The 22,326-nt window shown below is 65.3% G+C and carries 22 protein-coding genes and 1 tRNA gene; 8 read left to right on the forward strand and 15 right to left on the reverse strand.

Going from position 1 to position 22,326, the window contains the following annotated elements:
- Positions 1-3: 3 nt before the first annotated feature.
- Positions 4-600, forward strand: a complete 597-nt coding sequence (locus AB0L70_RS15260; RefSeq protein WP_363684194.1) for a hypothetical protein — start codon at positions 4-6, stop codon at positions 598-600.
- Here AB0L70_RS15260 and AB0L70_RS15265 read toward each other — a convergent pair.
- The 3 genes from AB0L70_RS15265 to AB0L70_RS15275 form a co-directional block, all read right to left on the reverse strand.
- Positions 590-1,315 (reverse strand): hypothetical protein, encoded by a 726-nt coding sequence (locus tag AB0L70_RS15265; RefSeq protein ID WP_363684196.1) that lies wholly within the window; start codon positions 1,313-1,315, stop codon positions 590-592. The genes AB0L70_RS15260 and AB0L70_RS15265 overlap by 11 nt on opposite strands.
- Position 1,316: 1 nt before the next feature.
- Positions 1,317-1,841 carry a SigE family RNA polymerase sigma factor gene (locus tag AB0L70_RS15270; protein WP_363684198.1) on the reverse strand — a complete coding sequence of 175 codons (525 nt, stop codon included), beginning with the start codon at positions 1,839-1,841 and terminating at the stop codon, positions 1,317-1,319.
- Positions 1,842-1,940: 99 nt separating this feature from the next.
- On the reverse strand, positions 1,941-2,681 hold the full coding sequence (locus tag AB0L70_RS15275) for an RNA methyltransferase (protein ID WP_363684200.1): 741 nt from the start codon (positions 2,679-2,681) through the stop codon (positions 1,941-1,943).
- A 312-nt stretch (positions 2,682-2,993) separates the two neighbouring features.
- Here AB0L70_RS15275 and AB0L70_RS15280 point away from each other — a divergent pair, with 312 nt between their 5' ends.
- On the forward strand, positions 2,994-3,392 hold the full coding sequence (locus AB0L70_RS15280; protein ID WP_363684202.1) for a hypothetical protein: 399 nt from the start codon (positions 2,994-2,996) through the stop codon (positions 3,390-3,392).
- Positions 3,393-3,398: 6 nt separating this feature from the next.
- Positions 3,399-4,361 carry a GNAT family N-acetyltransferase gene (locus AB0L70_RS15285; protein WP_363684204.1) on the forward strand — a complete coding sequence of 321 codons (963 nt, stop codon included), beginning with the start codon at positions 3,399-3,401 and terminating at the stop codon, positions 4,359-4,361.
- 40 nt (positions 4,362-4,401) lie between these two features.
- Here the strand turns inward: AB0L70_RS15285 and AB0L70_RS15290 are convergent, their stop codons facing one another.
- A complete protein-coding gene (locus AB0L70_RS15290) occupies positions 4,402-4,698 on the reverse strand; it encodes a DUF4287 domain-containing protein (RefSeq protein WP_363684206.1) in 297 nt (98 codons plus the stop codon).
- Positions 4,699-4,821: 123 nt separating this feature from the next.
- Between AB0L70_RS15290 and AB0L70_RS15295 the strand changes: the two genes are divergently transcribed.
- A complete protein-coding gene (locus tag AB0L70_RS15295) occupies positions 4,822-5,598 on the forward strand; it encodes an endonuclease/exonuclease/phosphatase family protein (RefSeq protein ID WP_363684208.1) in 777 nt (258 codons plus the stop codon).
- On the opposite strand, the gene def is transcribed toward AB0L70_RS15295, so the two are convergent.
- A complete protein-coding gene (def, locus tag AB0L70_RS15300; protein ID WP_363684210.1) occupies positions 5,563-6,147 on the reverse strand; it encodes a peptide deformylase in 585 nt (194 codons plus the stop codon). The genes AB0L70_RS15295 and def overlap by 36 nt on opposite strands.
- Positions 6,148-6,198: 51 nt before the next feature.
- On the opposite strand from def, the gene AB0L70_RS15305 reads away from it, so the two are divergent.
- Complete coding sequence (locus tag AB0L70_RS15305) at positions 6,199-6,654, forward strand: winged helix-turn-helix domain-containing protein (protein ID WP_363684212.1); 456 nt, start codon at positions 6,199-6,201, stop codon at positions 6,652-6,654.
- On the opposite strand, the gene AB0L70_RS15310 is transcribed toward AB0L70_RS15305, so the two are convergent.
- Positions 6,644-8,020 (reverse strand): aminotransferase class V-fold PLP-dependent enzyme, encoded by a 1,377-nt coding sequence (locus tag AB0L70_RS15310; RefSeq protein WP_363684214.1) that lies wholly within the window; start codon positions 8,018-8,020, stop codon positions 6,644-6,646. The two genes, AB0L70_RS15305 and AB0L70_RS15310, sit on opposite strands and share 11 nt — an antisense overlap.
- A 59-nt stretch (positions 8,021-8,079) precedes the next feature.
- Here AB0L70_RS15310 and AB0L70_RS15315 point away from each other — a divergent pair, with 59 nt between their 5' ends.
- On the forward strand, positions 8,080-9,273 hold the full coding sequence (locus AB0L70_RS15315) for an MFS transporter (RefSeq protein WP_363684216.1): 1,194 nt from the start codon (positions 8,080-8,082) through the stop codon (positions 9,271-9,273).
- On the opposite strand, the gene AB0L70_RS15320 is transcribed toward AB0L70_RS15315, so the two are convergent.
- Positions 9,203-10,399, reverse strand: coding sequence for an MFS transporter (locus AB0L70_RS15320; protein ID WP_363684218.1), 1,197 nt, complete (start codon positions 10,397-10,399; stop codon positions 9,203-9,205). The two genes, AB0L70_RS15315 and AB0L70_RS15320, sit on opposite strands and share 71 nt — an antisense overlap.
- Positions 10,400-10,429: 30 nt before the next feature.
- Between AB0L70_RS15320 and AB0L70_RS15325 the strand changes: the two genes are divergently transcribed.
- Positions 10,430-10,502, forward strand: a tRNA-Thr gene (locus tag AB0L70_RS15325).
- A gap of 378 nt (positions 10,503-10,880) precedes the next feature.
- Here the strand turns inward: AB0L70_RS15325 and AB0L70_RS15330 are convergent.
- From AB0L70_RS15330 to AB0L70_RS15340, 3 genes are all read right to left on the reverse strand, one after another.
- Positions 10,881-11,660, reverse strand: a complete 780-nt coding sequence (locus AB0L70_RS15330; RefSeq protein ID WP_363684220.1) for a hypothetical protein — start codon at positions 11,658-11,660, stop codon at positions 10,881-10,883.
- A 731-nt stretch (positions 11,661-12,391) separates the two neighbouring features.
- The gene (locus tag AB0L70_RS15335; RefSeq protein ID WP_363684222.1) at positions 12,392-13,879 is read right to left on the reverse strand and encodes a restriction endonuclease; all 1,488 of its coding nucleotides are present in this window, start codon (positions 13,877-13,879) and stop codon (positions 12,392-12,394) included.
- Between the two features lie 385 nt (positions 13,880-14,264).
- Positions 14,265-14,696, reverse strand: a complete 432-nt coding sequence (locus AB0L70_RS15340) for a hypothetical protein (RefSeq protein ID WP_363684224.1) — start codon at positions 14,694-14,696, stop codon at positions 14,265-14,267.
- A 291-nt stretch (positions 14,697-14,987) separates the two neighbouring features.
- Between AB0L70_RS15340 and AB0L70_RS15345 the strand changes: the two genes are divergently transcribed.
- On the forward strand, positions 14,988-15,986 hold the full coding sequence (locus AB0L70_RS15345; RefSeq protein WP_363684226.1) for a hypothetical protein: 999 nt from the start codon (positions 14,988-14,990) through the stop codon (positions 15,984-15,986).
- A gap of 224 nt (positions 15,987-16,210) precedes the next feature.
- Here AB0L70_RS15345 and AB0L70_RS15350 read toward each other — a convergent pair whose 3' ends face one another.
- The 5 genes from AB0L70_RS15350 to AB0L70_RS15370 all read right to left on the reverse strand — a co-directional run bounded on the left by AB0L70_RS15350 (position 16,211) and on the right by AB0L70_RS15370 (position 22,303).
- Positions 16,211-18,475 (reverse strand): hypothetical protein, encoded by a 2,265-nt coding sequence (locus AB0L70_RS15350; RefSeq protein WP_363684228.1) that lies wholly within the window; start codon positions 18,473-18,475, stop codon positions 16,211-16,213.
- 174 nt (positions 18,476-18,649) lie between these two features.
- Positions 18,650-19,444: a sugar phosphate isomerase/epimerase family protein gene (locus tag AB0L70_RS15355; protein WP_363684230.1), complete on the reverse strand. Its 795-nt coding sequence runs from the start codon at positions 19,442-19,444 to the stop codon at positions 18,650-18,652.
- Positions 19,441-20,445, reverse strand: coding sequence for a zinc-binding dehydrogenase (locus tag AB0L70_RS15360; RefSeq protein WP_363684232.1), 1,005 nt, complete (start codon positions 20,443-20,445; stop codon positions 19,441-19,443). The genes AB0L70_RS15355 and AB0L70_RS15360 overlap by 4 nt, the downstream gene beginning before the upstream one ends.
- Positions 20,446-20,525: 80 nt before the next feature.
- Positions 20,526-21,413 (reverse strand): carbohydrate ABC transporter permease, encoded by an 888-nt coding sequence (locus tag AB0L70_RS15365; protein WP_363684234.1) that lies wholly within the window; start codon positions 21,411-21,413, stop codon positions 20,526-20,528.
- Positions 21,413-22,303: a sugar ABC transporter permease gene (locus AB0L70_RS15370; RefSeq protein ID WP_363684236.1), complete on the reverse strand. Its 891-nt coding sequence runs from the start codon at positions 22,301-22,303 to the stop codon at positions 21,413-21,415. Before AB0L70_RS15370 ends, AB0L70_RS15365 begins: the two co-directional genes overlap by 1 nt.
- Between the last annotated feature and the right edge of the window lie 23 nt (positions 22,304-22,326).

The following is a 22,326-nucleotide window of genomic DNA, read 5'->3' on the forward strand; positions in this document are numbered from 1 at the left end:
GTCATGGCACAGCCTCCGTTTCCGCAGTACCAACCACCGTCGGGTCCGCAGAAGCAGAAGCGCGGTCCGGTGGTGCTGCTCGGCGTACTCGTGCTTGTGCTGGTCGCAGTGGCGGTCGTCGGCGCGGTCGTGATCCTGCGGCGCGATGACGACAAGAAGCCGGACGCGGTTGCCACCAAGCCGTCGAATCCGGAGGCGGTCCAGTTCCGGCGCGTACTCACGGCGACCACCGGCACCTGTCCGTCACCGGCACCGGCCGGCACGTTCTGCGACACCAAGGGCATGCGCTACACCGTGGGGAAGGTGGAGCTCGACGGCAGCCACGTGTCCGAGGTCAAAGCCGACATGGACAGCAAGGGGACGCCGCCGTACTGGTACGTGCGGCTGACGCTCGACGACGAAGGCAAACGGCTCTTCAGTCAGCTCACCACCGACCTGGCCAAGAAGCAGCCGCCGGCCAACCAGCTGGCGATCGTCGTCGGCGACGAGGTGGCGATCGCGCCGACCGTCAATGAGCCGATCACGGCGGGCCAGATCCAGATCTCCGGCAACTACACGCGCGCTGACGTGGAAGCCCTGGCCGCGAAGATCACCGGCTAGCGACGACGTACGCCGGTTGGCCCGGGTACTGGAACCTGACGATCACCTTCGGGTTCGGCCCCGGCCAGGGACTGTGCTCGACGTGGCGATAGACGAACTGACCGTCCTTGACCTTCGCAAAGCTCAGGTGACCGTCGCTGGTCTCCACGATGACCTTCGGCGGCCTCGCGGCCGGCACGGTCCCGAACACGGTCGTCACACTCGACCCGGGCAGCGCGCCGCGGCCGACCGCGGCGCTCTTGCGCAGCACGAGTCCGTTGAGCGCGCCTCCTGGTACGACGGACAGCTGGGCGCCGTTGCCCCACTCGGACGTGCAGTACGCGATGACCTTGGGATCGGCAGGCGACCGATGCACGATCGACATGCCGAAGGTGTCCTGGCTGTAGACGACGACCGGCCAGCTCCACGGGGCGGCGACCTGTCCATCCGGGGTTGTGCAGTATTCGGTGCTGCCACCCGGCCCGACGTCGGGCAGGCTCGCAGGCGCAGTCGGGACCTCGGCCGCCGGCTGTGGCGTTGACCGGTGCCAGGTGTTCACGGCGAAGGTCGTCGCGCAGGTGATCGCGAGCACCGCCGCGGCGGTCGAGATGGAGGTCAGCAGCCGGCGATTGCGGACCTGCCGGCGACCGTCGCGCAGCAAGGCGTCCAGGTCGGGGGAGTACGGCGCCAGGTCGTCGGCCGCGTCGGTCATCAACTCTTTGAGCTGCTCAGTCATGTCAGCCTCCCAGTCCGGCGAGATCGAGATCGGCGAGGGCGGGATGGAGGCGGAGTTTCTCCAGTGCACGCAGTGTCTGGCTCTTCACCGTGCCCGGACGGCAACCGAGCACCTCGGCCGTTTCGTCGACCGAGAGCTCATCGAAATACCGCAGTACGACGCAAGCCCGCTGCCGCTCGGGGAGTCCGGCGAGGGCCTCGGTGATGATCAGGCGGCGTTCGAGCCGGCTGACGTGATCGGTCGGGTCGGCCTCCGCCGTGAAGTACGTGTCGCCGCCGACAAGCTCCGTACTGGATCGGCGGCGGAGCCCGTCGAGGGTGGTGGAGACCACGACCTTGCGCGCGTACGCGACGATGCTGTCCTTGCGTTGCAGCTTCGGCCAGATCCGGTACAGCCGGAGCAGCGCCTCCTGCGTCGCATCCTCGGCCCGTCTCCGGTCGCCGCACAACAGGTACGACGTACGGAACATCCCGTTCGCGTGATGGGTCACGAAATCGACGTAGTCGCTCTCCGTCTCACTCTTCACGGCCCACCTCCCCCTTCGCGCTGGCCTATTAACGCGTCGGCGGCGGGATCGGTTGCACGGGAGTCGGCGGTTGGCCCAGTGGCCGGCCCAGCGGTTGGCTCAGCGGTTCGTGACCTCGAAGGCTACGACGGCCGCGGCGACGGCGACGTTGAGTGATTCGACCCCGGCGTGCAGGGGGATCTGCAGGTCGGAGTCGGTGGAGACGGTGATGCCGTTGGTCTCGCCGCCGAGGACGTAGACCGCCCGCGGCGCGAGGTCGGCCTTGAACAGGGAGTCGTTGGAGCGGGCCGAGAGCCCGTACACGTGGTACCCGGCGGTCCGGAGCAGGTCGACCGCCGTCTTCGCGGTCGAGGTGTTCACGATCGGCGCCTGGAACGCGATCCCGGCCGACGCCTTGATCACGAGCGGCCCGACGTGCGGCGTACCGGCGCGGGGGAGGATCACGCCGTCGAACCCGGCGCCGGTCGCGGTGCGCAGGATCATGCCGACGTTGCCCGGGTTGGTGACGCCGTCGAGCAGGAACACGTTCGTCGGCCGCTTGCCACGCTCGCGGACGAACTCCTCCAGCGGCGTCATCCGCGGCGCATTGACGTCCGCGACCACACCCTGGTCGTGCTTGCCGTTCCCGGCCAGCCACTTCACCCGACTGGCGGTGGCCCGCTCGACCGGCGTACCGAACTTCTCCGCCGCGCGCAGGATCTCCTGCATCGACGACCCGGTCGCGTTGTCGGCCAGCACCACCTTCGCCACCGACAACGCCGGGTCGTGCAACGCCTCGAGTACCGGCTTGCGCCCGTACACAGTGATCCACTTGTCCCGCGGCGACTTCCTCGATTCCACCCGCCTACGGTACGCCGAACGCTGTCCCGGTCCGGAAACAGCCGGGATCAAGCAATTGAATGCGGTCACGCGGTGTCGAATTCCGGGCACCTAAAGATTGCCTCGGCAAAATGTCAACTTCGACCTCTCGCGATGCATCGAACAGGTGTCTCAAAGGGGGGACCAATAATGAAGTTTTTCCGAACCGCAATCGCTGTACTCGCAGTGGCGGCAGCTCCAGTTGTCGCCGTACCTGCATCCGCCTCGGCCGCCACCGGCTGCCAGACCGCCTGGGGTTCCTTGCCGGAGGCAAACAATAAGGTGAGCAACTCCATGCTGGCCTCGATGCGCGCCGGTCGGCACGCCTGTTTCGACCGCGTCGTCTTCGACCTCACGGGCGGACCCACCACCTACACCGCGCGCTACGTTTCGAATATCTTCCGCCCCGGCGCCGGCCATGTCGTCCCGCTCCGCGGGGGCGCGAAGCTGGAGATCATGCTCGGCGCCCGCGAGTTCGACGACGACGGGCACTGGGCTTACCAGCCAGAGGACTCCGACATCCCGAACGTCACCGGATACCGGACCCTGCGCCAGATCGAGTACGTCGGTAGCAGGGAAACCGAAGCCTGGATAGGGATCGGCGTCCGGGCCCGGCTGCCGTTCCGCGTGTTCACTCTCGACGGCCCGGGCTCCGGCAGCCGTGTCGTCGTCGACATCGCCCATCGGTGGTGAGGCACGATGACTACCGCCGTACTGCCGACCGAGTACACGGTCCGACCTCCTGTGCTTGCCGATTCCGGAGCAATCTTCGGCCTGATCTCGGCGTACAACACCGCTGTGATCGGGTTCGCAGACTGCACCCTGACCGACATCACCGAAGGCATCGCTGACCCCGCCTTCGAGCCCCAGACCGACGGCTGGCTGGTAGTCGACCGGGAGGACGTGCCGGTCGGCTACGCGACAACCTTCGGCAAAGCCAGTCTCGAGGAGATCGAGATCGAGGTGGTGTCACAAGACCTGGTGGTTGCCGGCTGGCTGTTCGACCGGTCCATGCAGCGCGCCGAGGAGATGCGACGCGAAGGTGGACACGCCCACGCCACTGTCGACACCTACGTCTACCGCGCCGACGAGCCACTACGTGCGCTGTTGTCCGAGCATGACTTCTCAACCGGTACGACGTTCAACCGGATGCGAATCGATCACACCGGACCAGTCGCTACCCCCGAGGTGCCCGCTGGTGTCGTCGTACGGCGCGGTGCGTACGACGACCTGACCCGGCAACTCGCTCACGATGTCATCATCGAGTGTTTTACCGGGCAATTCGGATTTACCGCTCGCCCGCACGAGGAATGGCTCAAGGTTCGCGAGTCGCATCCCGATTTCTCGTGGGACCAGTTCACTCTGCTCGAAATCGACGGGAAGGTCGTCGCGTTTCGCGACTGCAGCGATCGGGATCTCGCGACCGAGAATTGCGGCCATGTCGGCGGGCTCGGCGTGATCGAGGCTGCTCGTGGGCGAGGTCTGGCGACGTACCTGCTCCGCGACACCTTCGCCCTCGACGCAGCGGCGGGTCGGGCCGGCACGATCCTCCATGTCGACACCAACAACCCGACCCCGGCGCTGCACCTCTACCTGTCCGTCGGCATGCGCCCCACCCTGGTCCTCGAAGGCTGGCGACGCACAATCCCGGCAACGCGTTGAGGAGTCCGCCTTCCCCTCTACGCGTTGCATACCTCTGCCTCTACGCGTTGAGCGGGTTGGTGGCCTTGCCGTCGAGCCAGAGCAGGTTGCTCGGGTCGCTGTGGGTGCCGTTGGTGCCGACGTGCTTGTCACTGATCTGCGGCCCGTTCTTGAGCACGTGGACGATCGACATCGCGTGGCCGCGGCCGAGGTCGTAGTCCGCCTTCAGCCAGTCACAGATCACGCTCGACTTCACGTCGGCGGCGTCGTACCCCTTCGCCTTGCCCAGCTCGACCAGCTCCCGCGGAGTCAGGCCGGTCTTCTCCTCAACCTTGTCCAAATACGCCTGGAACGACATCTCTCGACCTCCTGGTTGGTTGCCTTACACCACAGCGTCGAGCGACCGGGGCCGAAATCGACACGGCCGTTTGAGGAATATCGCGACGGGCACCGACAGGGCGTGGATCATCAAGTCCGGGTGATGACATGGAACATCTGGTGGCGGTTCGGCCCCCGCTGGCGCGAGCGGCAGCCGGGGATCCTCGCGACCATCGAACGGTTCACGCCCGATGTGGTCGCGCTGCAGGAGGTCTGGGGCGCCGACGGTACGACGCAGGCCGACGAGCTGGCCAAGTCTCTCGGATTCCACGCCGCCTTCGCGTCCCCGTCGTACCCGGTCTCGCCTGATCTTGAGGTCGAGCTCGGTGTGGCTTTGCTCAGCCGGTGGCCGATCCTTCGTCAGGAGGCCGTGGTCATGCCGGCCCGTCACCGCGCATGGGATCCGGTGATCCTCAGTGCCGCCGTCGCGCATCCCGCCGGCCCGCTGCCGATCCAGGTGGCCTGCCTCGAACACGCGACCACCTACAGCGACGACCGCCAGGCCCAAGCAGCGCTACTCGCGGACCTTGCCACCGATCCGGCGACCGACGGGCCGTGTCCCTCGCTGGCTGTCGGAGATCTCAACGCTGCGGCCGATAGCGCCGTGCTCAGGCCCTTGCGCGACCTGTTGATCGACGCATGGCCCGCAGGTGGTGGTGCGTCGGACGCGGTCACCCTGCCGTCCACCCACCCGTCGGCGCCCTTGGAGGCCGGCCCCGAGTTGGTTGATCAGCGCATCGACCACATCTTCTTCCGGCCCGGCCACGAGGACCAGTTGGTCAACGTCGAATCCGCGATGTTGGCAGGCGAGCCCGTGGACGGCACGTATCCCTCTGACCACCGGTCAGTGGTCTGCGATCTCCGCTGGCACGACCGCTGATCTCGCTGCACGCCGCTTCATGACGGTGGCGCGTTCGCGGGCGGAGGTGGCCAGTGCTTGATCGCGGGCGGCGGGAGTCAGGTGGTCGACGTACACCTGGCCCTGGAGGTGCTGGGTCTCGTGGACAAGGCAGCGGGCGAGGTAGTCGCTGGCGTCGACCGTGAAGTGGCGACCGTCCAGGTCTTGGGCGTGGAGCGTGACTCGCGCCGGGCGGGCGAGCGGGGCGTACGCGCCGGGGACGGAGAGGCAGCCCTCGGATCCGTCCTGGTCGCCGAAGAAGGCCGCGGCGGTGGTGATCGTCGGGTTGAACGCGTGGCCGACGTGGCGGATGCCGTCTTCGTCGGTCAGGTCGTAGACGAAGAGTTGTGCGTCGACGTCGACCTGGTTCGCGGCCAGACCGCAGCCGTTCGCGACCCAGAGCGTCGCGAACATGTCGTCGAGCAGGGCCGCCCACCGGTCGGCGCCGAACTCGGTGACCGGCTGACACGGCCGATGCAGGATCTCCTCGCCGTACTCCGTGATCCGGCGCGGTGTGCCACGACTAGCCATGTTGATGAGCCTACTTTGCAAAGCGCTGGCTTTGCAAAGTAGCCTGGTGTCGTGAAGTCAGGACGTCGTACGACCGTGTTCGGGCACCCGCTGCGGGATGCGCTGCTCGGGTTGATCGATCGGGACGGTACGACGACCTCGACGATCGCGGCGGGTGAGTTGGGGGAGAGCAGTGGGGCGTGCTCGTTCCACCTGCGGCGACTCGAGGCGCTCGGGCTGATCGAGCCGGCGCCGTCCGTCGGTCGTGTCAAGCCATGGCGGCGGGTGTCGGCGCGGGTGGACTCGACGCTCAATCGGGAGCTGGAGGACGTCGCTTACGCGAGTTGGCTGGAGACGCGGAAGGCGTCGGACACCGTGGAGGACTTCGCGTTCAGCGAGGTGGTTGCGCTGAGCGAGGGGCAGCTCGTGGACCTGCGGGCTCGGCTCAACCAGGTGATCCGCTCGTTCACTCCGGCGCCCGATGCCACGGACACCGCGGTGATCATTCGGGCCTTTCCTATGCGGTAGTTGTGCACCGTAGGACGGCGGCGGCTGAGCGGTCGATGTCGGACTCGTTGGTCGTCCAGTTGCTCACCGAGATGCGCATGGCGGCCTTGCCCTGCCAGGTGGTGCCCGACATCCAGCACGTCCCCTCATGCTGGACTTGAGTGACCACCTGCCGCGTGTGAGCGTCGTCGCCGAAGCGGACGAGCACCTGATTCAGTACGACGTCGTTCAGCACCTCGACGTCGTTCGCGGCCAGGGTGTCCGCGAATCGGCGGGCCATCGCGCAACAACGGTCCACGATCTCGGTGATCCCGGAGCGCCCGAGCGCACGAATTCCGGCGTACACGGCGAATCCGCGCGCCCGCCGGGAGAACTCGGGGTTGAAGTCGAGCGCATCGCGCTCGCCGTTCTCGTCGTGGATCAGGTACGCCGCTTTGATCGACATGGCGGCGCGGTGGGGCTCGGGGTGGGCGCAGAGGACGAGGCCGGAGTCGTACGGGACGTTCAGCCACTTGTGCGCGTCCGTCGCCCACGAGTCGGCCCCGTCGATGCCGGCTGTCAGCGGCTTCAGCGTCGGGCTCACGGTCGCCCAGAGGCCGAAGGCGCCGTCGACGTGAACCCAGGCGCCGGCCGCGTGGGCGAGGTCGCAGATCTCGCCAATCGGGTCGAAGGCGCCGGTATTCACGTTGCCCGCTTGGGCGCAGACGATGGTCGGTCCTTGGTTGTCCTTGTTCAGTGCTTCGGTCAGGGCGTCGGCCCGCATCCGGCCTTGGTCGTCGACGGCGATCGGGACGATGCAGCTCGTACCGAGACCGAGGAACCGCAGCGCCCGGTCGATCGTGTCGTGCCGCTCGGCTCCCGCGAGTACACGAATCGGCGGCGCACCGATCAGACCGTCCCGCTCCACGTCCCAGCCGACCCTGCGCAATACCTCATGCCGAGCCGCCGCCAGCGCAGTGAAGTTCGCCATCTGAGCGCCCGTGACGAACCCCACCGACGTCTGCGACGGCAGGCCGAACAGCTCGACCAGCCAGTCAGCCGCGACTTCCTCGACCACGGCTGCTGCCGGGGAGGCGGCGTACAGGCCCGCGTTCTGATCCCAGACCGTGGCGAGCATGTCCGCGGCGAGTGCCGCGGGCGTGGCGCCGCCGAACACGAACCCGAAGAATCGCCCGCTGCCGCTCGGCAACAGCCCGTCCTCGACGCCCTTCGCGAGGTGCGCGACCACGTCACGAGGGTTGGTCGGGTTGATGGGCAGCGCGCCACCGAGGGCCTCGCGGAGCTCGGCAGCGGTCGCGCGCGGTCCAACCGGGCGCTCGGGGAGCCCGTTCAGGTATGTCGTCGCCCGCTCGAACGCTTCCGTGAGCGGTCCTTCCCAATCCACCATGGTTACCTTTCTACGCTCGGTGCGTGTGATACGGCGTGTGACGGCATTACAGTTCGCCCATGCGGATGACGGGCCCGGTGACCGGGAGTCGCTGGACGGCGATCGTCGGTTATTCCCTCGTCGGGGCGGCGACCCAGCTCGTCTGGCTCAACTTCGCCGGCGTCACCACGGTCGCGGCGGACCGGTACGGCGTCTCCGAGAGCGCGATCGGCTGGTTGGCCCAGGTCTTCCCGCTGCTGTACGTCGTACTCGCGATCCCGTGCGGTCTGATCCTGGATCGCTGGTTCCGGGCCGGGCTGATCGCCGGGGCTGTGTTGACTGCTTTGGGCGCGTTGCTACGGCTGGTCGGGGACGATTTCGGCTGGTTGCTCGCCGGTCAGATCGTTGCCTCGATCGCCCAACCGCTGGTGCTGAACGCCGTCACCGGCATCACCGGCCGCTACCTGCCGGCTCGCGACCGTCCGACCGGTATCGCGGTGGGTACCGCCAGCATCTTTGCCGGGATGGTGATCGCGTTCCTCCTGTCCGCTGTCTTCACCACATCTGAGTCGTTGCCGACGATGCTGTGGGTGACTGCTGGGTTCTGCGTACTCGCGGCTCTCGTCCTGATCATTGCCTTGCGCAATCAGGGCTCTTTTGAGGTGCCGCCGTTGCGTCCGGATCGCAGTGCCCTGAAGGTCGCATGGAGTGACTCGCTGATCCGCCGGCTCTGCTTTCTCGCCATCTTCCCGTTCGGCGTCTTCGTTGCCATGAGCACCTTTGCCCAGGCGTTGTTGGAGCCCGCCGGGGTGTCTGGTGGAACCGCGAGTGTGATCCTGCTCGTCAACGTGATCGCCGGCGTACTCGGCAGCGCGATCATCCCGATCCTCGTCGTACGACGACGAGCCGAATCTTCGTTGCTCGTGGTCAGTCTGGCGTCGACCGCGGCTGCCTGCGTCTTGCTCGCCCTGGCGCCGGGCGTCGTGACGGGGTTCGTTGCAATCACGCTGATCGGGCTGCTTCTCCTCCCCGCTCTCCCGATCGTCCTCGAGCTCGTGGAACGCCGTACCGGAGAAGCCGACGGCACCGCCGCCGGTCTGATCTGGATGGCCGGGAACCTCGGCGGTCTCGTGGTTGCCGTCGTGGTCGGCCTGCTCGTCGACCACCCGTTGGCGGCCTTTCTGGTGATGGCCGTGATCGCCGTTATTGCTGTGCCTGGGGCTCGGGCTCTTCGGCAGCCGATCGCCGAACTGCGAGCGCAGTCGCAGCCGTGACCACGAGCCCACCGATGCCTGCGGCAACGAACGTCACGCGCGCATTGGTGTGCTGAAGCAACAGTCCGCCGAACACGTACGAAATTCCGGCTGCCAGGCCGATCGCGCCGTACAGGTTGCCGAAGACGCGGCCCAGGAGATGCGGCGGCACGACGCGCTGCAGGTGGGTGTTGATCCCCACGTCGATACCCGCGATGCCGAGACCGCGGATGATCTGCAGCGCGAGGGCAGCCCAGATCGCCCAGGCCAGTCCGGTGAAGAGGTTGCCGGCGCTGCCGACCGCGAACCCGATCAGCATGAGGACGGGCATCCGGAATCTTGTTGCGTACCTCGACAGCAGTGTGAACCCGACCACGAGTCCGATGCCGACTCCGGCGTACAGGATCGCGGCGGCCGAGTCGCTGCCGTGGAGCTCGTCCTTGCCGAGGAACACCATCGCGACGTCGTCGACCCCGCTACACGCGACCACCCCGAAGAACCCCAGCCCGATCACCCGGATCGCCTTCGTCCGCCAGATGTACCCGAGCCCCTCCCGCGCATCCTTGATCAGGCTCAGGCCGGATGGTTGGGGCCTCGGCATCTTCGGCAGCCGGCTCAGGATGGCCGCCGAGGCGAAGAACGTCACCGCGTCGATCAGCAGAATCCCGCGAACATCGGTAATCAGGAACAACCCGGCCGCCACCACCGGCCCGATCGCCTCCAGCCCGTTCGTCCCCGCCCCGATCGCGGAGTTGGCCCGCTCCAGATCCGCATCCTTGACCAGCGCCGGCACCGCGCTCCGTGAGCTCGCCTGAAACACCTGAGCCAGCAAACTCCGTACGGCGACCAACACCAGCAGGATCGGCAGCGGTGGCAGGGTGACCGCCATCACCACCACCATGGCTCCCTGCAACACGTCACAGGTGACCATGACCTTCTTCAGGTCGAACCGGTCCCCGATCGCGCCTGCGAACGCCCCGAACAGCCCCGGCGTGAAGTCGCCCGCCAGCAGCAGCAGTGCCACCGCGAGTGCGGCCCCCGTGGCGCCCTCGACGTACAAGAGCAGCGCAACCAGCCCGATCGAGTCCCCCAAAAAAGACACCGACCGAGCAACCCACAACCCCCGGAACCCCGGCGTACCCCACACGATCCCTTAGTATGGACCGGCACAACACCAGCCGGTGTGGCGCAACTGGCAGCGCACCGCTCTTGTAAAGCGGGGGTTAGGGGTTCGAGTCCCCTCACCGGCTCTCTTTCCGCTCGAGCGACAACCGAAAACGACACCGCTCCGCGGCGACAGCCTTTCGGCCGCCTCCGGCGGCGTCGCACACCGCCCTCCCAGGCTGGCGCCCTCGGCGGGCCAGCTGGCGTCCCAACGACTGAGTTACCCCACGCGTGTTTCAGCAGCCTCTCCCTCGTCGAGCCTGCCACCGTCGCATCCACCCACCGACCTCCTGCAGGCTGTCGCACGCGCCATGCGCTGCCGCGCATTACCGATCTCCTGCTGCCGACGCCCTCGGCAAACAATGACCGCGCACGAAGGACCTCCGGGCTCGCGCCACGGAAGCGTGCGGTAGAGGCATGGGCGTCGTCGGCGAAGCCGAGTCGGTGCGGCTGGGCATTGAACACTAGTCCGGTCTGTTGTTGATTTGCTGCTCCATGGCCTGAACTGCCTGTTGTAGCTCGCGTAGGATCCCGGACAGACTATTTGCGCCAAGGCTAAGTTGTCTGGCCCACTCGATCGATGCAATCACGGCAGGCCCGAGGTGGTCCGGCGCCAGCACGCCACTGACGGTTTTTCGATTGGATACCGGAAGTACCACGTACTCCGACCGGCCTATCTCGATCAGCTTGTCGATGCGCCACTCAGCCGTTCTTACGTGGCTCCGGTATCGGACGGCGCGCGATGTGATCCGCAGATCACCTTCATCCACTACCGTCGGAACCTTCGGACCGCCACGCTCCCTAACTCGAGGTTCAATCAACTTTACATCGGAGAATTCCGCCAAAATTCTCTCTCCGGCGGGCAAAGCGGCTGTCGTGCGTCCGGATGGGTGTTGCTGAATGTCTTCGAGAAGTCGCTTGAACTGATCCAATGCGTCAACAATGGCTTCCCGACGCTGGGACCTAACTCTAGCGCGGCGACGGATGGTCCAGCTGATCGCGAACACAGCCAATGTCACGAGCCAGATGCCCTCAAAGACCCAACCAGTGACTCCCCTAGCGGTCGACGGATTTCCCGCACCTGCCTTCACTGCCAGCCAGGCGCCGAGACTGTACGGCCAGACCAACGACAGTGCTGCTACGAGCGCCACCACGAAGCAACCGCAGCCGCCGCCGAGTTCGGAGCCCTTTACGCTGACCCCACCGCCGACCGGCCCGACACCGCCGCCAATTCCGAACCGCATTTCAATACCTCCCCGGAGCGTTATCGACGCCTCGTTCCGTCGATCAGGCCAGATGACTGGCTCGCACAACCTCGGCACCCTATATGAAATGAGACCCGAGACTGACTGACATCGGCGTGTGAACCCGTGCTGACTGACTCGGACGTGAGGCGGATCGGAGGTGTATCGAGGGCGATGCCCGACAACTGAAGCGGTGACGGATTACTACGCCTGGGTGGCGGATGGTCAAGCACTCACAAGGGCAGCGCAGAGGCGGAGACACGACCAGCGTGTGTCACGGTGCCGACCAACCGGTGCGCCAAATTCCAGGAAGACACTCAGACCGCTCGTCAGTTAGAAGGGGAGCCTGGTGCGCTCATAGGTATCGACTAATACACCCCTGGTGGGTGTCCTCGGCATCTTTGATGGAGAACGCCCGGGTGTGTTGGGGACCGATCGCGATGAGTAGACACTCGGCGAGGTCGCCGCCGCTCGCAGGACCGATTCAGGTTTGTCTGGACGTCTGATCTTCGACGCGGCGGAAGGGGTGGTCACCCATGATGGCCGGGTGCGAGAGTTGCCGTTCAGGCGATCCGCAAGCACCACCCTGCTCCACGGTCGTCGACGATTCGTTCCATATCTGCCACGACCCGCTCTCGCGTTCTCACATCCGAGTCGGGTCATGTAGGTCCTCGGCGGTGACGAGATGCTGGCCAGCGCAGATCTGTGCATCCGGCGCCACAGTTAACGTCTCACAAGCTCGATGTGGGTGGATCGGCGTCCCCCGGACTGAGCTGTCCGCGGAGGCTCGCGATGTCCAGGCGCGGGAGGGCGATTGTGCTGGACTTGACGCCGATTCCGTTGGTGGCCAGGACGGTGGCGAGCTCTGGTCCGTCGACGAGGCGAACCGGCGGTCTGTCCGGTCGGCTGGCCTCCTCTTGCGCGGACTTGGTGAAGTGGCCTGTGGTGATCACCATCCCATACGCGCCCGGGCCGAGGCTTCCCCGCAATTGCGTGACGACGCTGGGGCCCACACCACCACTAACGCGTTTCGCCTGCACTGACAGTCGGATGGCAGGAAGTCCGGGACGATCGAGTGTTCCGATAACGTCAATGCCTCCATCGCCGAGCGTGCCGGCAGTAGCAGCGCCGACGACCAAGGCATCGTCACAACCGAGGACCTGTAGATAGACAGCGCAGATCTCCTCGAACTCGAGGGGGCTCAGGGATTGCAGTTCGTGCAAGAGGTCACGCTCGACCTGTTCGGTGAGGCGGACGATGTCCAGGTTGATCTTGCGTTCGAGCAGTCGAGCCTCGGGGTCGACTCCGACAACAGGTATGAGACGGATCGCTGTCAGTTCTTCGAGTCGAGCGTCAACTTCGGCAGTCAGAGAGAGGTTTGTTCCCATCAACCCGCTCAACGCGGTGACCGAGCTGAGAAGGAGGTCGGCGTCGGACTCTGGCCGAAGCAAGGGTGGCTCGATCTTGGATTCGATGTCGACGTCAACGATCCAGTCTCCGAACGCGCTCGACTCTTCACGGGGCAGCGAGGTGACCCGTCCAACTGCGTAGACGCCTGCGTGCTGCCCCGTTAGTCGAAACCACACCCGATCGCCCGGCTGGACACTCTGGCGGTGTTGGTTAACTGCCCAGGTCTCTTCCCTGCCGTGCTCTATCGACGTGAGGAGGTCGTAGCGCTTGGGATTGGCTTGGAACACCCAGGCGCCTGAACGGTCCTCACCGCCACTGTCGGGGCCGGGGTCGTGGCCGGACTCCAAGACCTCTCTTAGTCGCCGCTCGGCTGCAATAGGCCGCGGACGAAACACGGTCATAATTGCCCCGAGAGCATTGCGGAAGTCCTCGGCAAAGGACGTGGACGTGACCGAATCGTGGAGCCATTCGACGTCGCGGACCGCGCAGAGCGTTGCCAAGTTGACGCGCGACTGCGCCTTGCCTACCACCTGTCCTACACGGAACATTCTTGAGCGTTCCAGCGGAACGATCACCAAGTCGCCGAGGGCCATAGTGTTGATGAAGTTCCACACTTGGCCGACGTAGTTGTTCAATCTGCCGGGCGACGCATCCGCGTAGGTGTCGGCCATCAGCGTCGCTAGTTGGGTTCGGGTCAGCCCGACCGGCGACTCTGACAACTCGTGCCAGCCGATCCCGACAACGGCCTCTTTCTCGAACACCGGCAACGAGATCAGATCCTCGCCGGCGCGAACCACCCAAACAGCCACCTAGGGGCCCTCCTCAAGTCCAGGACAGAAGCCGTAAGCGTCTGCAATCTACTCGTCGAGAAAGGCCTGCTGTATGCGCAGGGATAGAAGCACCCCTGTGATGAGCCGTGCTGCCCCGCCTTGCGCAGCCCATCATGTGCCGCACGGCCGTCCTCGACCATAACGTGCGGCGACTCAGCTCACCGCGACATGTTCCCATACCCGTTAGTACTCGTGAACTGGGTAGAGGTGCTGTCAGGACCCGAGCGATGCGGGCTTTGGAGGCACCGAAATATTTACTGCCAGAGTGAGCGGCAACGACCCGTCGACCACGCGAAAGCGTCCCGACGCGAGCTGGCCACCGGCGAGGCATTGCCCGCGCTTAGTGAATTCAGGCAAGGCAGCCTTACCGGCTCCCGATAATGATCGAGCCGGCGGCTACCACCGTAAGAAGGACAGTAACACCCACCTGAAACAAGGCAGGCGCTCGGCGCCACGTCCTCTCGTCCGCTTCGGCCGATGGGAGATGAGCGGTCTCACGCAGGGATCCCTCAAGCGTTAGAGCCTCCTCGAGATCGTGGGCATTCGCAGGCACGACGAACTTGAACTCGTACAGCCAATGCCCCACTGCAACAATCACGAGAAGCAGGCAGGCAACCACGACGACGGCCCAACGCTGAGCAACCAAAGGCAGAGCCGTGCTGTCGAGCGCGAGCTTCGCGACAGCCAGGAGACCTGCCCATAAACCGAGTGTCACCTTCCACTCGTAGGATCGGCGGTCGGCCCGCCGAGAGCTGGTTGCTTCCCACAGCCGGACTGTCAGGTCGTCTCTGTCCACATGACAAGTGTGCTCCGAATGATCGATCGGCAGCGTCGACTCGGTAACGCTGCCGGGATAAGAAGTCCTCATCAGACACGAAGGCTACGATCGATCACCCGTTGTCTGACCGTGTTCGCGGAGGCGTAAAGGCGCTCAATGAACTGGTGCCGGAGTTGCCTCGTCAGATTGGCGTCAGTGAGCTGCGACCCCTTGTGCGATCAGACTCCTCGTTGTGAACTCGGGCCACGTATGTGCACCATCGGTCAGTCCGGGCTGGCCAGGTCGCGCCCTCAATTGTTGGGAGGATCGATGGCCACGCCGTTCGCTATTCGTTACGACCGTCGGGTCAGTGAGTCGTTCCTCTCACTGTTCCGGAACGACAATGTGCTGAGTCGCCTGCGAGTGATCGCCCAGCAGGCAGCGCTGCCGCTCGACTTGCAAATGCGCAAGAACCCGAAGACGCGGGCCCAGTGGGCGTCGCTCTATGCCGGCCTCACTTCGGTGCTCGATGTGCACCAAGTCCAGGAAAAGTTGAAGTTCAAGGTTCATCCGACTTGGTCGCACAATGCTCGATACGGCTTCAAATCTGCGTGGCGGGAGCCTATGGATCTCGCCGAGGTTCGAACCGAGTGGCTTGAGATCGAGCGCTATCTCGAGCGCGTTATCCCGCCTGCCGTTCGTGCGCACGCGATGGCCGAAGGCGCTGTCCAAGCCGTCATCAGCAAGAAGACCACCGACGACTGGGCGATCCTCGACCGCGAGGTCACTCCCTCCTTCAAGGACAACGCGTACAAGCAGGCGGTGCTCACCGAGTGCATGCAGCCGCTGCTCGCCAGCACCCGGGCGGCAGCCACCCTCGTCAACGTGCCTGCTGGACCTAAGAAGTTCGGAACCGAGTGTGATCTCCTCGCACTCGACTCAAGCGGCAGGCTGCTCGCCATCGAGGTCAAACCACTTGGCGCGGCCACCATCGCATGGGTGCCGGCGCAAGCCACGATGTATGCCCGCGTTCTGCAGCATTGGATCGACACCGACCCAACCACGGCAACCGACGGCGTCACACCAAGGCAGATCATCGAGGGCATGCTTCACCAGCGTCAGGAATTGGGGCACTCACCAGGGTTCACAGTCAACTTGACCGAGCCAATGACCGTGATTCCGGTGGTCGTCCTCCAGGCGGGTGCCAGCAAGGCAAAGCACGACCAGATGCTGAAGGTCCGTGATCTGCTGACGAAGCACGTGCGCGACGTAGCACCAGTGAAGATCTATGAGGTCTCCATACTTGGCGATTTCACACCTATCACTTGAGGTGCTCGATTGCTGCGTACGTAGCCGTTCGACTCGGGCGGTCAGCCTCTAAGGCGACGCACGCTGTACTCCACCTGCCTTGCGAAAGTGCGCTGTCGTTGCGAGCGGAAGCGCAGTCTGACTGCCGCCCAGACCACCTGTACCGCTCCGCCTTAGTTCTGGTCTGTGATGGTGGAGATGATCGATCTCCGCAGCCGTGCGATTGGTGCCCTGTTCGATGTGGGTTAGTCCTGGGGGCGGGTTGTGGATTGGGCTAGGCCTAGGACTAGGAGGCTGGAGAGGGCCCAGCCTAGGAGGGTGGCTGTGTTGGTGGCGGCTTGGAGGAACTGGCCGGTGGTGGTGTCTGTGGTGGGGGACCAGGTGGAGCGTTGGTTTAGGTCTACTACTGGGATGACTGTGTCTATGGCGTAGAGCCAGGGGTTGAAGCAGCGGACCTTTCCTTTGCCACAGGGGTCAGGTGGGTTGTGGCCGGCCTCCACGAGGGCTAAGGGGCCTTGGGGGGTGTAGACGACGCCGGAGGGGTCGGCGGTGCGCATGGCTTGGTTGGAGGTGGCGGGGAGTAGAGGGGCCGCGATCGCGATGACCAGGACTGCTAGGGGGATCAGGGCTCGGAGGGGTTGGTAGCCGTAGCCTCGGAACCAGTCGTTGAAGATTCTGTCCAGGACGCGGACCGCGCGGTAGCGGAAGCGGCCGGCTCGGCGGTTCCGCTTTGTGCGTAGGTATTCCATGAGTAACTTTTGGGAGCCGGACGGGTCACCGTGGCTTTTGAGGGTTCGGGCGGCTTGCTCCCAAGGACCTGGGTCACCTGGCTCGGCAGTACCTGGGCTGCCAGTAGGGGCTGGGTCGCAGTTGCGGAGCCATCGGGCTCGGGCTTTCCAGTTCCATTCGCCCGCGTCTTGCAGAGATATTGCCGAATAGCGTTCGTAGCTGAAGCCGGTCAGGTAGCTGCGGCGGGCGGGCCAGTCCTGTTCCGGTCGGTCAGCGAGGAATGACGTGTGGGTGTCGGTGAAGTCGACTACGCCCTCGACGATCGTCCAGCCGAGTCCGACGCCGCCGCGGATGTTGGCTGAGATGCATTCGAAGGCGGCTGCGCGTTCGCGAAGCTCACCCGGTCGGGGATCGCTGGCCTCTCGGCTGCGCCATTCGAAGCGGCCGTCGTCGCATCGCAGCCGGCCTTCGATCGTGGCCCGGTTCAGCAGCACGGATCCAACCGCATGGAAGCCATTGCACAGGCGCAGGTTGCCCGTGATTTGGGTGTGGTGGAGATTGAGTGCGGCGTAGCCGGGGCTGGTGACCCGGGCTCCCTCGGCGTCGAGCATGCCGCGAAGTTCTGCGCCCCTGAAGCCGAGGCCGCCGCTCTCGCCCGGAGTCGCCGCTGGGTAGGTGCCGCCAATCTTCGCGTCTCTCAGCAGGACATCGCCGTGTACGACGGCACGCACGGCGGTCAGGCAGTACCGGGCAACGGGCTTGCTGAGTTGTGCCGTCCGCAGATCGAGTGGACCTGCTATCTCAGCTCCGTCGAGATCAACGGTTCCCTCGATGTCGGCGTTCGTTGCCGAGAGCATCGCGCCGATACGCGCGTGGGTGAGGTCCAGGGCGACGTCGTACCCGTTGTGGATGGTGGTGCCGTCGAGGACGATGCCGCCGTCGATGGTTGCGCCTGCGAGGGTGGTGCCGCCTTCGACCGTCGTGTGCTCGTCGATGATCAGTTCGCCGGCGATGGTGGCTCCCTGGGCGACGATTGCGAGTCGTTGGGCGGGATCCTTGGCGTTGTAGTGGTGGCGGCCGACGCCGGCTGCGGGGGCCTTCAAGGTTGCTCGCTGGATGAGGAGGCGGCCGTTGATCGACGCGCGTCCAAGCTCCAGGCGACCTTCGATCAGTGGGTCATGGTGCGGGCCGTCGTTGATGAAGAGGCCGCCTCCGATGGTGGCCTCGGCCAGGTCCATGGCTCGTCCGTTGCGTGGTACCAGTTGGCAGCCGGCCAGGTCCAAGGATCCACCTAGTTGGGCGCCGATGAGTCTGATCTCGGCGTTGGCGCGGAAACCGTGGATGAGCCGGATCTCACCGGTGACCCTGCACCGGTCCGCTTGGATCGCGCGGTCGCCGGTGGTGTCGATGGTTGTGCCGACGGCGATCAGGCGACCGCCGATCTCGCCTTCGGTCAACCACACCGCGGATGTGCTGCGGATGGAGGAAACGGTTTGGTGCGCGCCGGTGATCAGGGTGTGGGACAGGACGAGGTCTCGGCGGATGCGTACGCCGTTGCCGAGGATGCCGGGCACCGTTGACGACGATCCATCGGGCGTGCCGACGACGAAGAGGGAATGGAGGTCGGCGCCCTCCAACAGAATCGGCTCGGTGAAGTCGCAGTTCTCGAAGTGGATCGGGACGTCGACCTGGCAGGCGCTCAGGTCGAGTTGGCCGGTGATGTGGGCGTCGCTGATCCGCAGGCCGAACTGGCCCAGGTCCGAGGCTCGGTCGACGAGCACGGTTCGTAGGGACGTGGCGTCGAGGCGGCCGGTGTCTAGCGTTGTACGGCGGTGGGATGCGGCGATGAGGGAGTCGATCACGGACCGGCGGCGAGAGCTGAGCGGCAAGGACTGTCCCTAGGTAGGCGTGGCGCACCATCATCGCTGATGGTGCGCCCGCCTCCAGTCCAACCCTCAGCGGGAGAGCAGCTCGGCGACCTTGGGGAGGACTTCGTCTACGGAGGTGCTTAGGCCGCATTCCATGGCTAGCCAGCCTTGGTAGCCGATGGACTCCAAGGCGTCCAAGGTTTCGGGCCAGTTGTAGTGGCCGGCTCCTGGTTCTAGGCGGTTGGTGTCGCCTAGTTGGACGTGGCCGATTCGGGCGGCGGCGGCGCGGATTGAGTCGGCTACGTTGGCTTCTTCTATGGACATGTGGAAGGTGTCGGCGGTGATCATGATGCCGGGGGAGTTGACTTCGTCGACGACCGAGACGGCGTCGGCGAGTTGGTTGATTACGAAGTCTTCGAAGCGGTTCAGGGGTTCTAGGTAGACGTGGGTGCCTACCGACTCAGCGTGTTCGCCTACCTCTCGGAGGGCCTCGACCAGTGCGGCGCGGGAGTCTTCGACCGATCGCGGTGGCACAAAGGGAGGCAACCGGCGGGAGAAGAGGCCGAAGGCGTGGGGGGAGACGATGCCGGTGCCGCCGGCGGCCGCGATGGTGGTCAGGAAGATCTTGAGTTGCTCGATCGCGTCTCGTCGGCGGTCGGCGTCGAAGTCGCCGATGAAGTGGTCCATGTGGACGACGGCCGTCGGCATCTGTACGCCGGCATCGCGCGCGCGGCGTAGTTCGTCGACACGGGTGCCGAAGATGCCGTCGCCGCGGGCAGACAGCTCGATACCGTCGAAGCCCACCTTGCGGACGAAGGTGAACTTCTCCTCCAGCGTGTCCCCGGGCAGAGTCATCTCGGCAGCTGCAAGTCGGAAGGTCATGCGCCTTCCCCCTCGAAGCTGAGCACGACCTGCAGGGCTTCTTCGGGACGTTCGTCGAGCATCTTGAAGGCCTCCGCGGCTTCAGACATCGGGACAGTGTGGGTGATCAACTCGGTGACGTGCAGCCTCTTCGCACCCGCCAACTGGATCGCCGTGCGAGCCAGCCGGTCGTAGTTCCAGCGGTGCTGCGTGGCCGGCGCGACACCGGAGATCTGCGAGCAGACCAAAGCCACGCGATTGTGGTGAAACTCCTCGCCCAGCCGCAGCCCGACTCCATCGCCTTGCATGAAGCCGGCGACGCAGACCCGTGAGCTGTACGCGACCGCGCGTACGGCCTCGTGCAAGGCGCGATAGTTGCCCGACACCTCCAAACAGACATCGGCGCCGCGGCCATCGGTGAGATCGCGGATCCGCTCGGCAACCCCACCGTCGGCGGGGTCGAGCGCGATGTCGGCGCCGAGATCCAGTGCCAGTTGACGGCGAGCCGGGAGGTTGTCGACGGCAATCACTCGGCCGCCGTTCAGCCGGGCGAGCTGGGCCGCCAACTGACCGGGTACGCCGAGGCCGAAGACTGCCACCGTCTCCCCGATGTGGATGTCGGCGTCGAGCACCAGGTTCAGCGCGATCGCACCGATCTGGCTGAAGATGCCGACCCGCGGATCGACAGCGGGGTCCAGGATCCGCTGCGAGGCCCACGAGGCCTTCTTCAAAGTGTGACTGCGGTGCCCCCAGGTACCCCAGACCACATCGCCGACCTGCACACCAACCGCCTCACTACCCACTAAAGCGATCTCGCCGACCTCCTCATACCCCCACCCATCAACGGGATAGCTGATCGAGGTGTCGCCGTCGACGAAGAGTCGGGACTCGTCGTCCCAGCGCTTGTTCATATAGGGATTGCTGCCGCGGTACGCCGTCAGTTCGGTGCCCGCGGAAATCCCGGAGTACAGCGTGCGGATCAGGACCTCGTCCGGCGCCGGAGTGTGCTCGACGTCAGCCACGACCTCAGCGACACGAGGTGAGTTGAATCTGACCAGAGATGGCATAGCTCTCCTTCGAATTCGAAAGGCAGAAGTGCGGATCAGCCCTTGACGGCGCCGGACATGAACCCTTGCGTGACTTGCCGTTGCAGTACGACGAAGATCGCGATCACCGGGATGATCGTGATCAAGGTGCCGGCGGCAAGCGGTCCGATGTCCATCGAGCGGCCGCCGGTGAAGTTGTAGAGCCCGGCCGTGAGCGGCCGGTACTTCCCGCTGGGCAGGTAGAGCAGCGGGATCAGGAAGTTGTTCCAGTTGTTCAGGAACGTGAAGACCGCCAGCGCGGCCGCACCCGAGCTCACCAGCGGCGTCATCACCTGCGCGAAGATCCGGGTCTCCGAGGCGCCGTCGATCCGCGCCGCCTGCTCGAGTTCCTCGGGCAGATCGGAGAAGAACGCCCGCATGAAGAACGTTCCGAACGACAGGTTGGTCGAGATCATCACCAGATTGGCCCCGACCAGGGTGTCCAGCAGCCCCATCGAGCGGAGCTGGAAGTACAGCGGAATCATGTAGGTGAAGAAGGGCACCAGCAGCCCGAGTACGACGACGTAGAAGATCGCCGTCCGTCCCGGGAAAGGCAACCGCGCGAACGCGTATCCGGCCATGGTGGAGATCACGATCACCACGACCGTGCTGGGCACGGTCAGCAACAGGCTGTCCAGCAGGTAGCCGCTGAACCGCCCATCCGTCCACGCGGACCAGATGTTCTCGAACGAGAACGAGGAGAACAGTCCGAACGGATCGCTGCGGACATCCGAAGGCGTCTTCAGTGCCGTGGAGACGATCAGCAGTACGGGGAACAACGTCAGCACAGCCATCACCACGAGGACCAGGTGCCGGACGGCGTGCCCCGCAGACCGGCGCAAGTCGGGCTGCTGGGCCTCGACCTGTGAGGTGCGGCGAGCGACGGTGACGGACAGATCGGTCATCAGGCCCCCAGCCCTTGGAGCGAAAGCCGGCGCTGAAGCCGGTTCAGCATCACCGTGAACGGCACCGCCAGCACAGTGATCAGCAGCGCCAGCACGGTGCCGTAACTGATCCGGTTGAGCTGGAACGCACTCGAGTACGCGTAGGTCCCGAGCACCTCAGTAGCGTCCGCCGGCCCACCGCCGGTCATGATGAAGATGATGTCGAACACGCTGAACCCGCCGACGAGCGTGAGGGTCAGCACCATCAGGAACACCGGCATGATCTGCGGCAACAGGATGTGCCACAGCCGTCGGAGCGCGTTCGCGCCATCGATCCGCGCGGCGTCGACGAGTTCCACGTCGACGTTGCGCAGCGCGGACAGGATGATCATCGTGACGAATCCACACGTCGCCCAGATCGCAGTCGCCAGTACGGCGAAGATGGCGGTGTTCGGATCCCCGAGCCAGCCGCGGCTCAAGGAGTCGAGCCCGACCGCGTCGAGCACCCGGTTGATCCAGCCGTTGACGGGGTCGTAGATCCAGCCCCAAACGATGCCGATGGCAACGCCAGGCAGCATGAAGGGCAGGAAGAACAACAGCCGGTACGCCGATGAGCCCCGGCGACCGGACCAGATCAGTACGGCGGTCAACAGTCCGATGATCATCGGAGCCGCCGTACCGATCAGGATCCAGATCGCATTGTTGCCCAGGGCATGCCACGTCGCGGAGTCGGTGAACATCTCGGTGAAGTTGCTCAGCCCGACGAACGGCGGAGTCGGGTCGAGACCGTCGAAGTCGACGACCGAGTAGTACAGGGCGTTGAGCATCGGGAACACGAAGAACACTGCCGTGATGATGGCCACCGGAAGCGCGAGCAGGATGCCCAGTCGCGCTTGCGCCCGGCGGGTCACCGCAGGAACGTTGCTGGCGGCCC

The sequence above is a fragment of the Kribbella sp. NPDC051952 genome (genome assembly GCF_040680855.1).
GTDB lineage: Bacteria > Actinomycetota > Actinomycetes > Propionibacteriales > Kribbellaceae > Kribbella.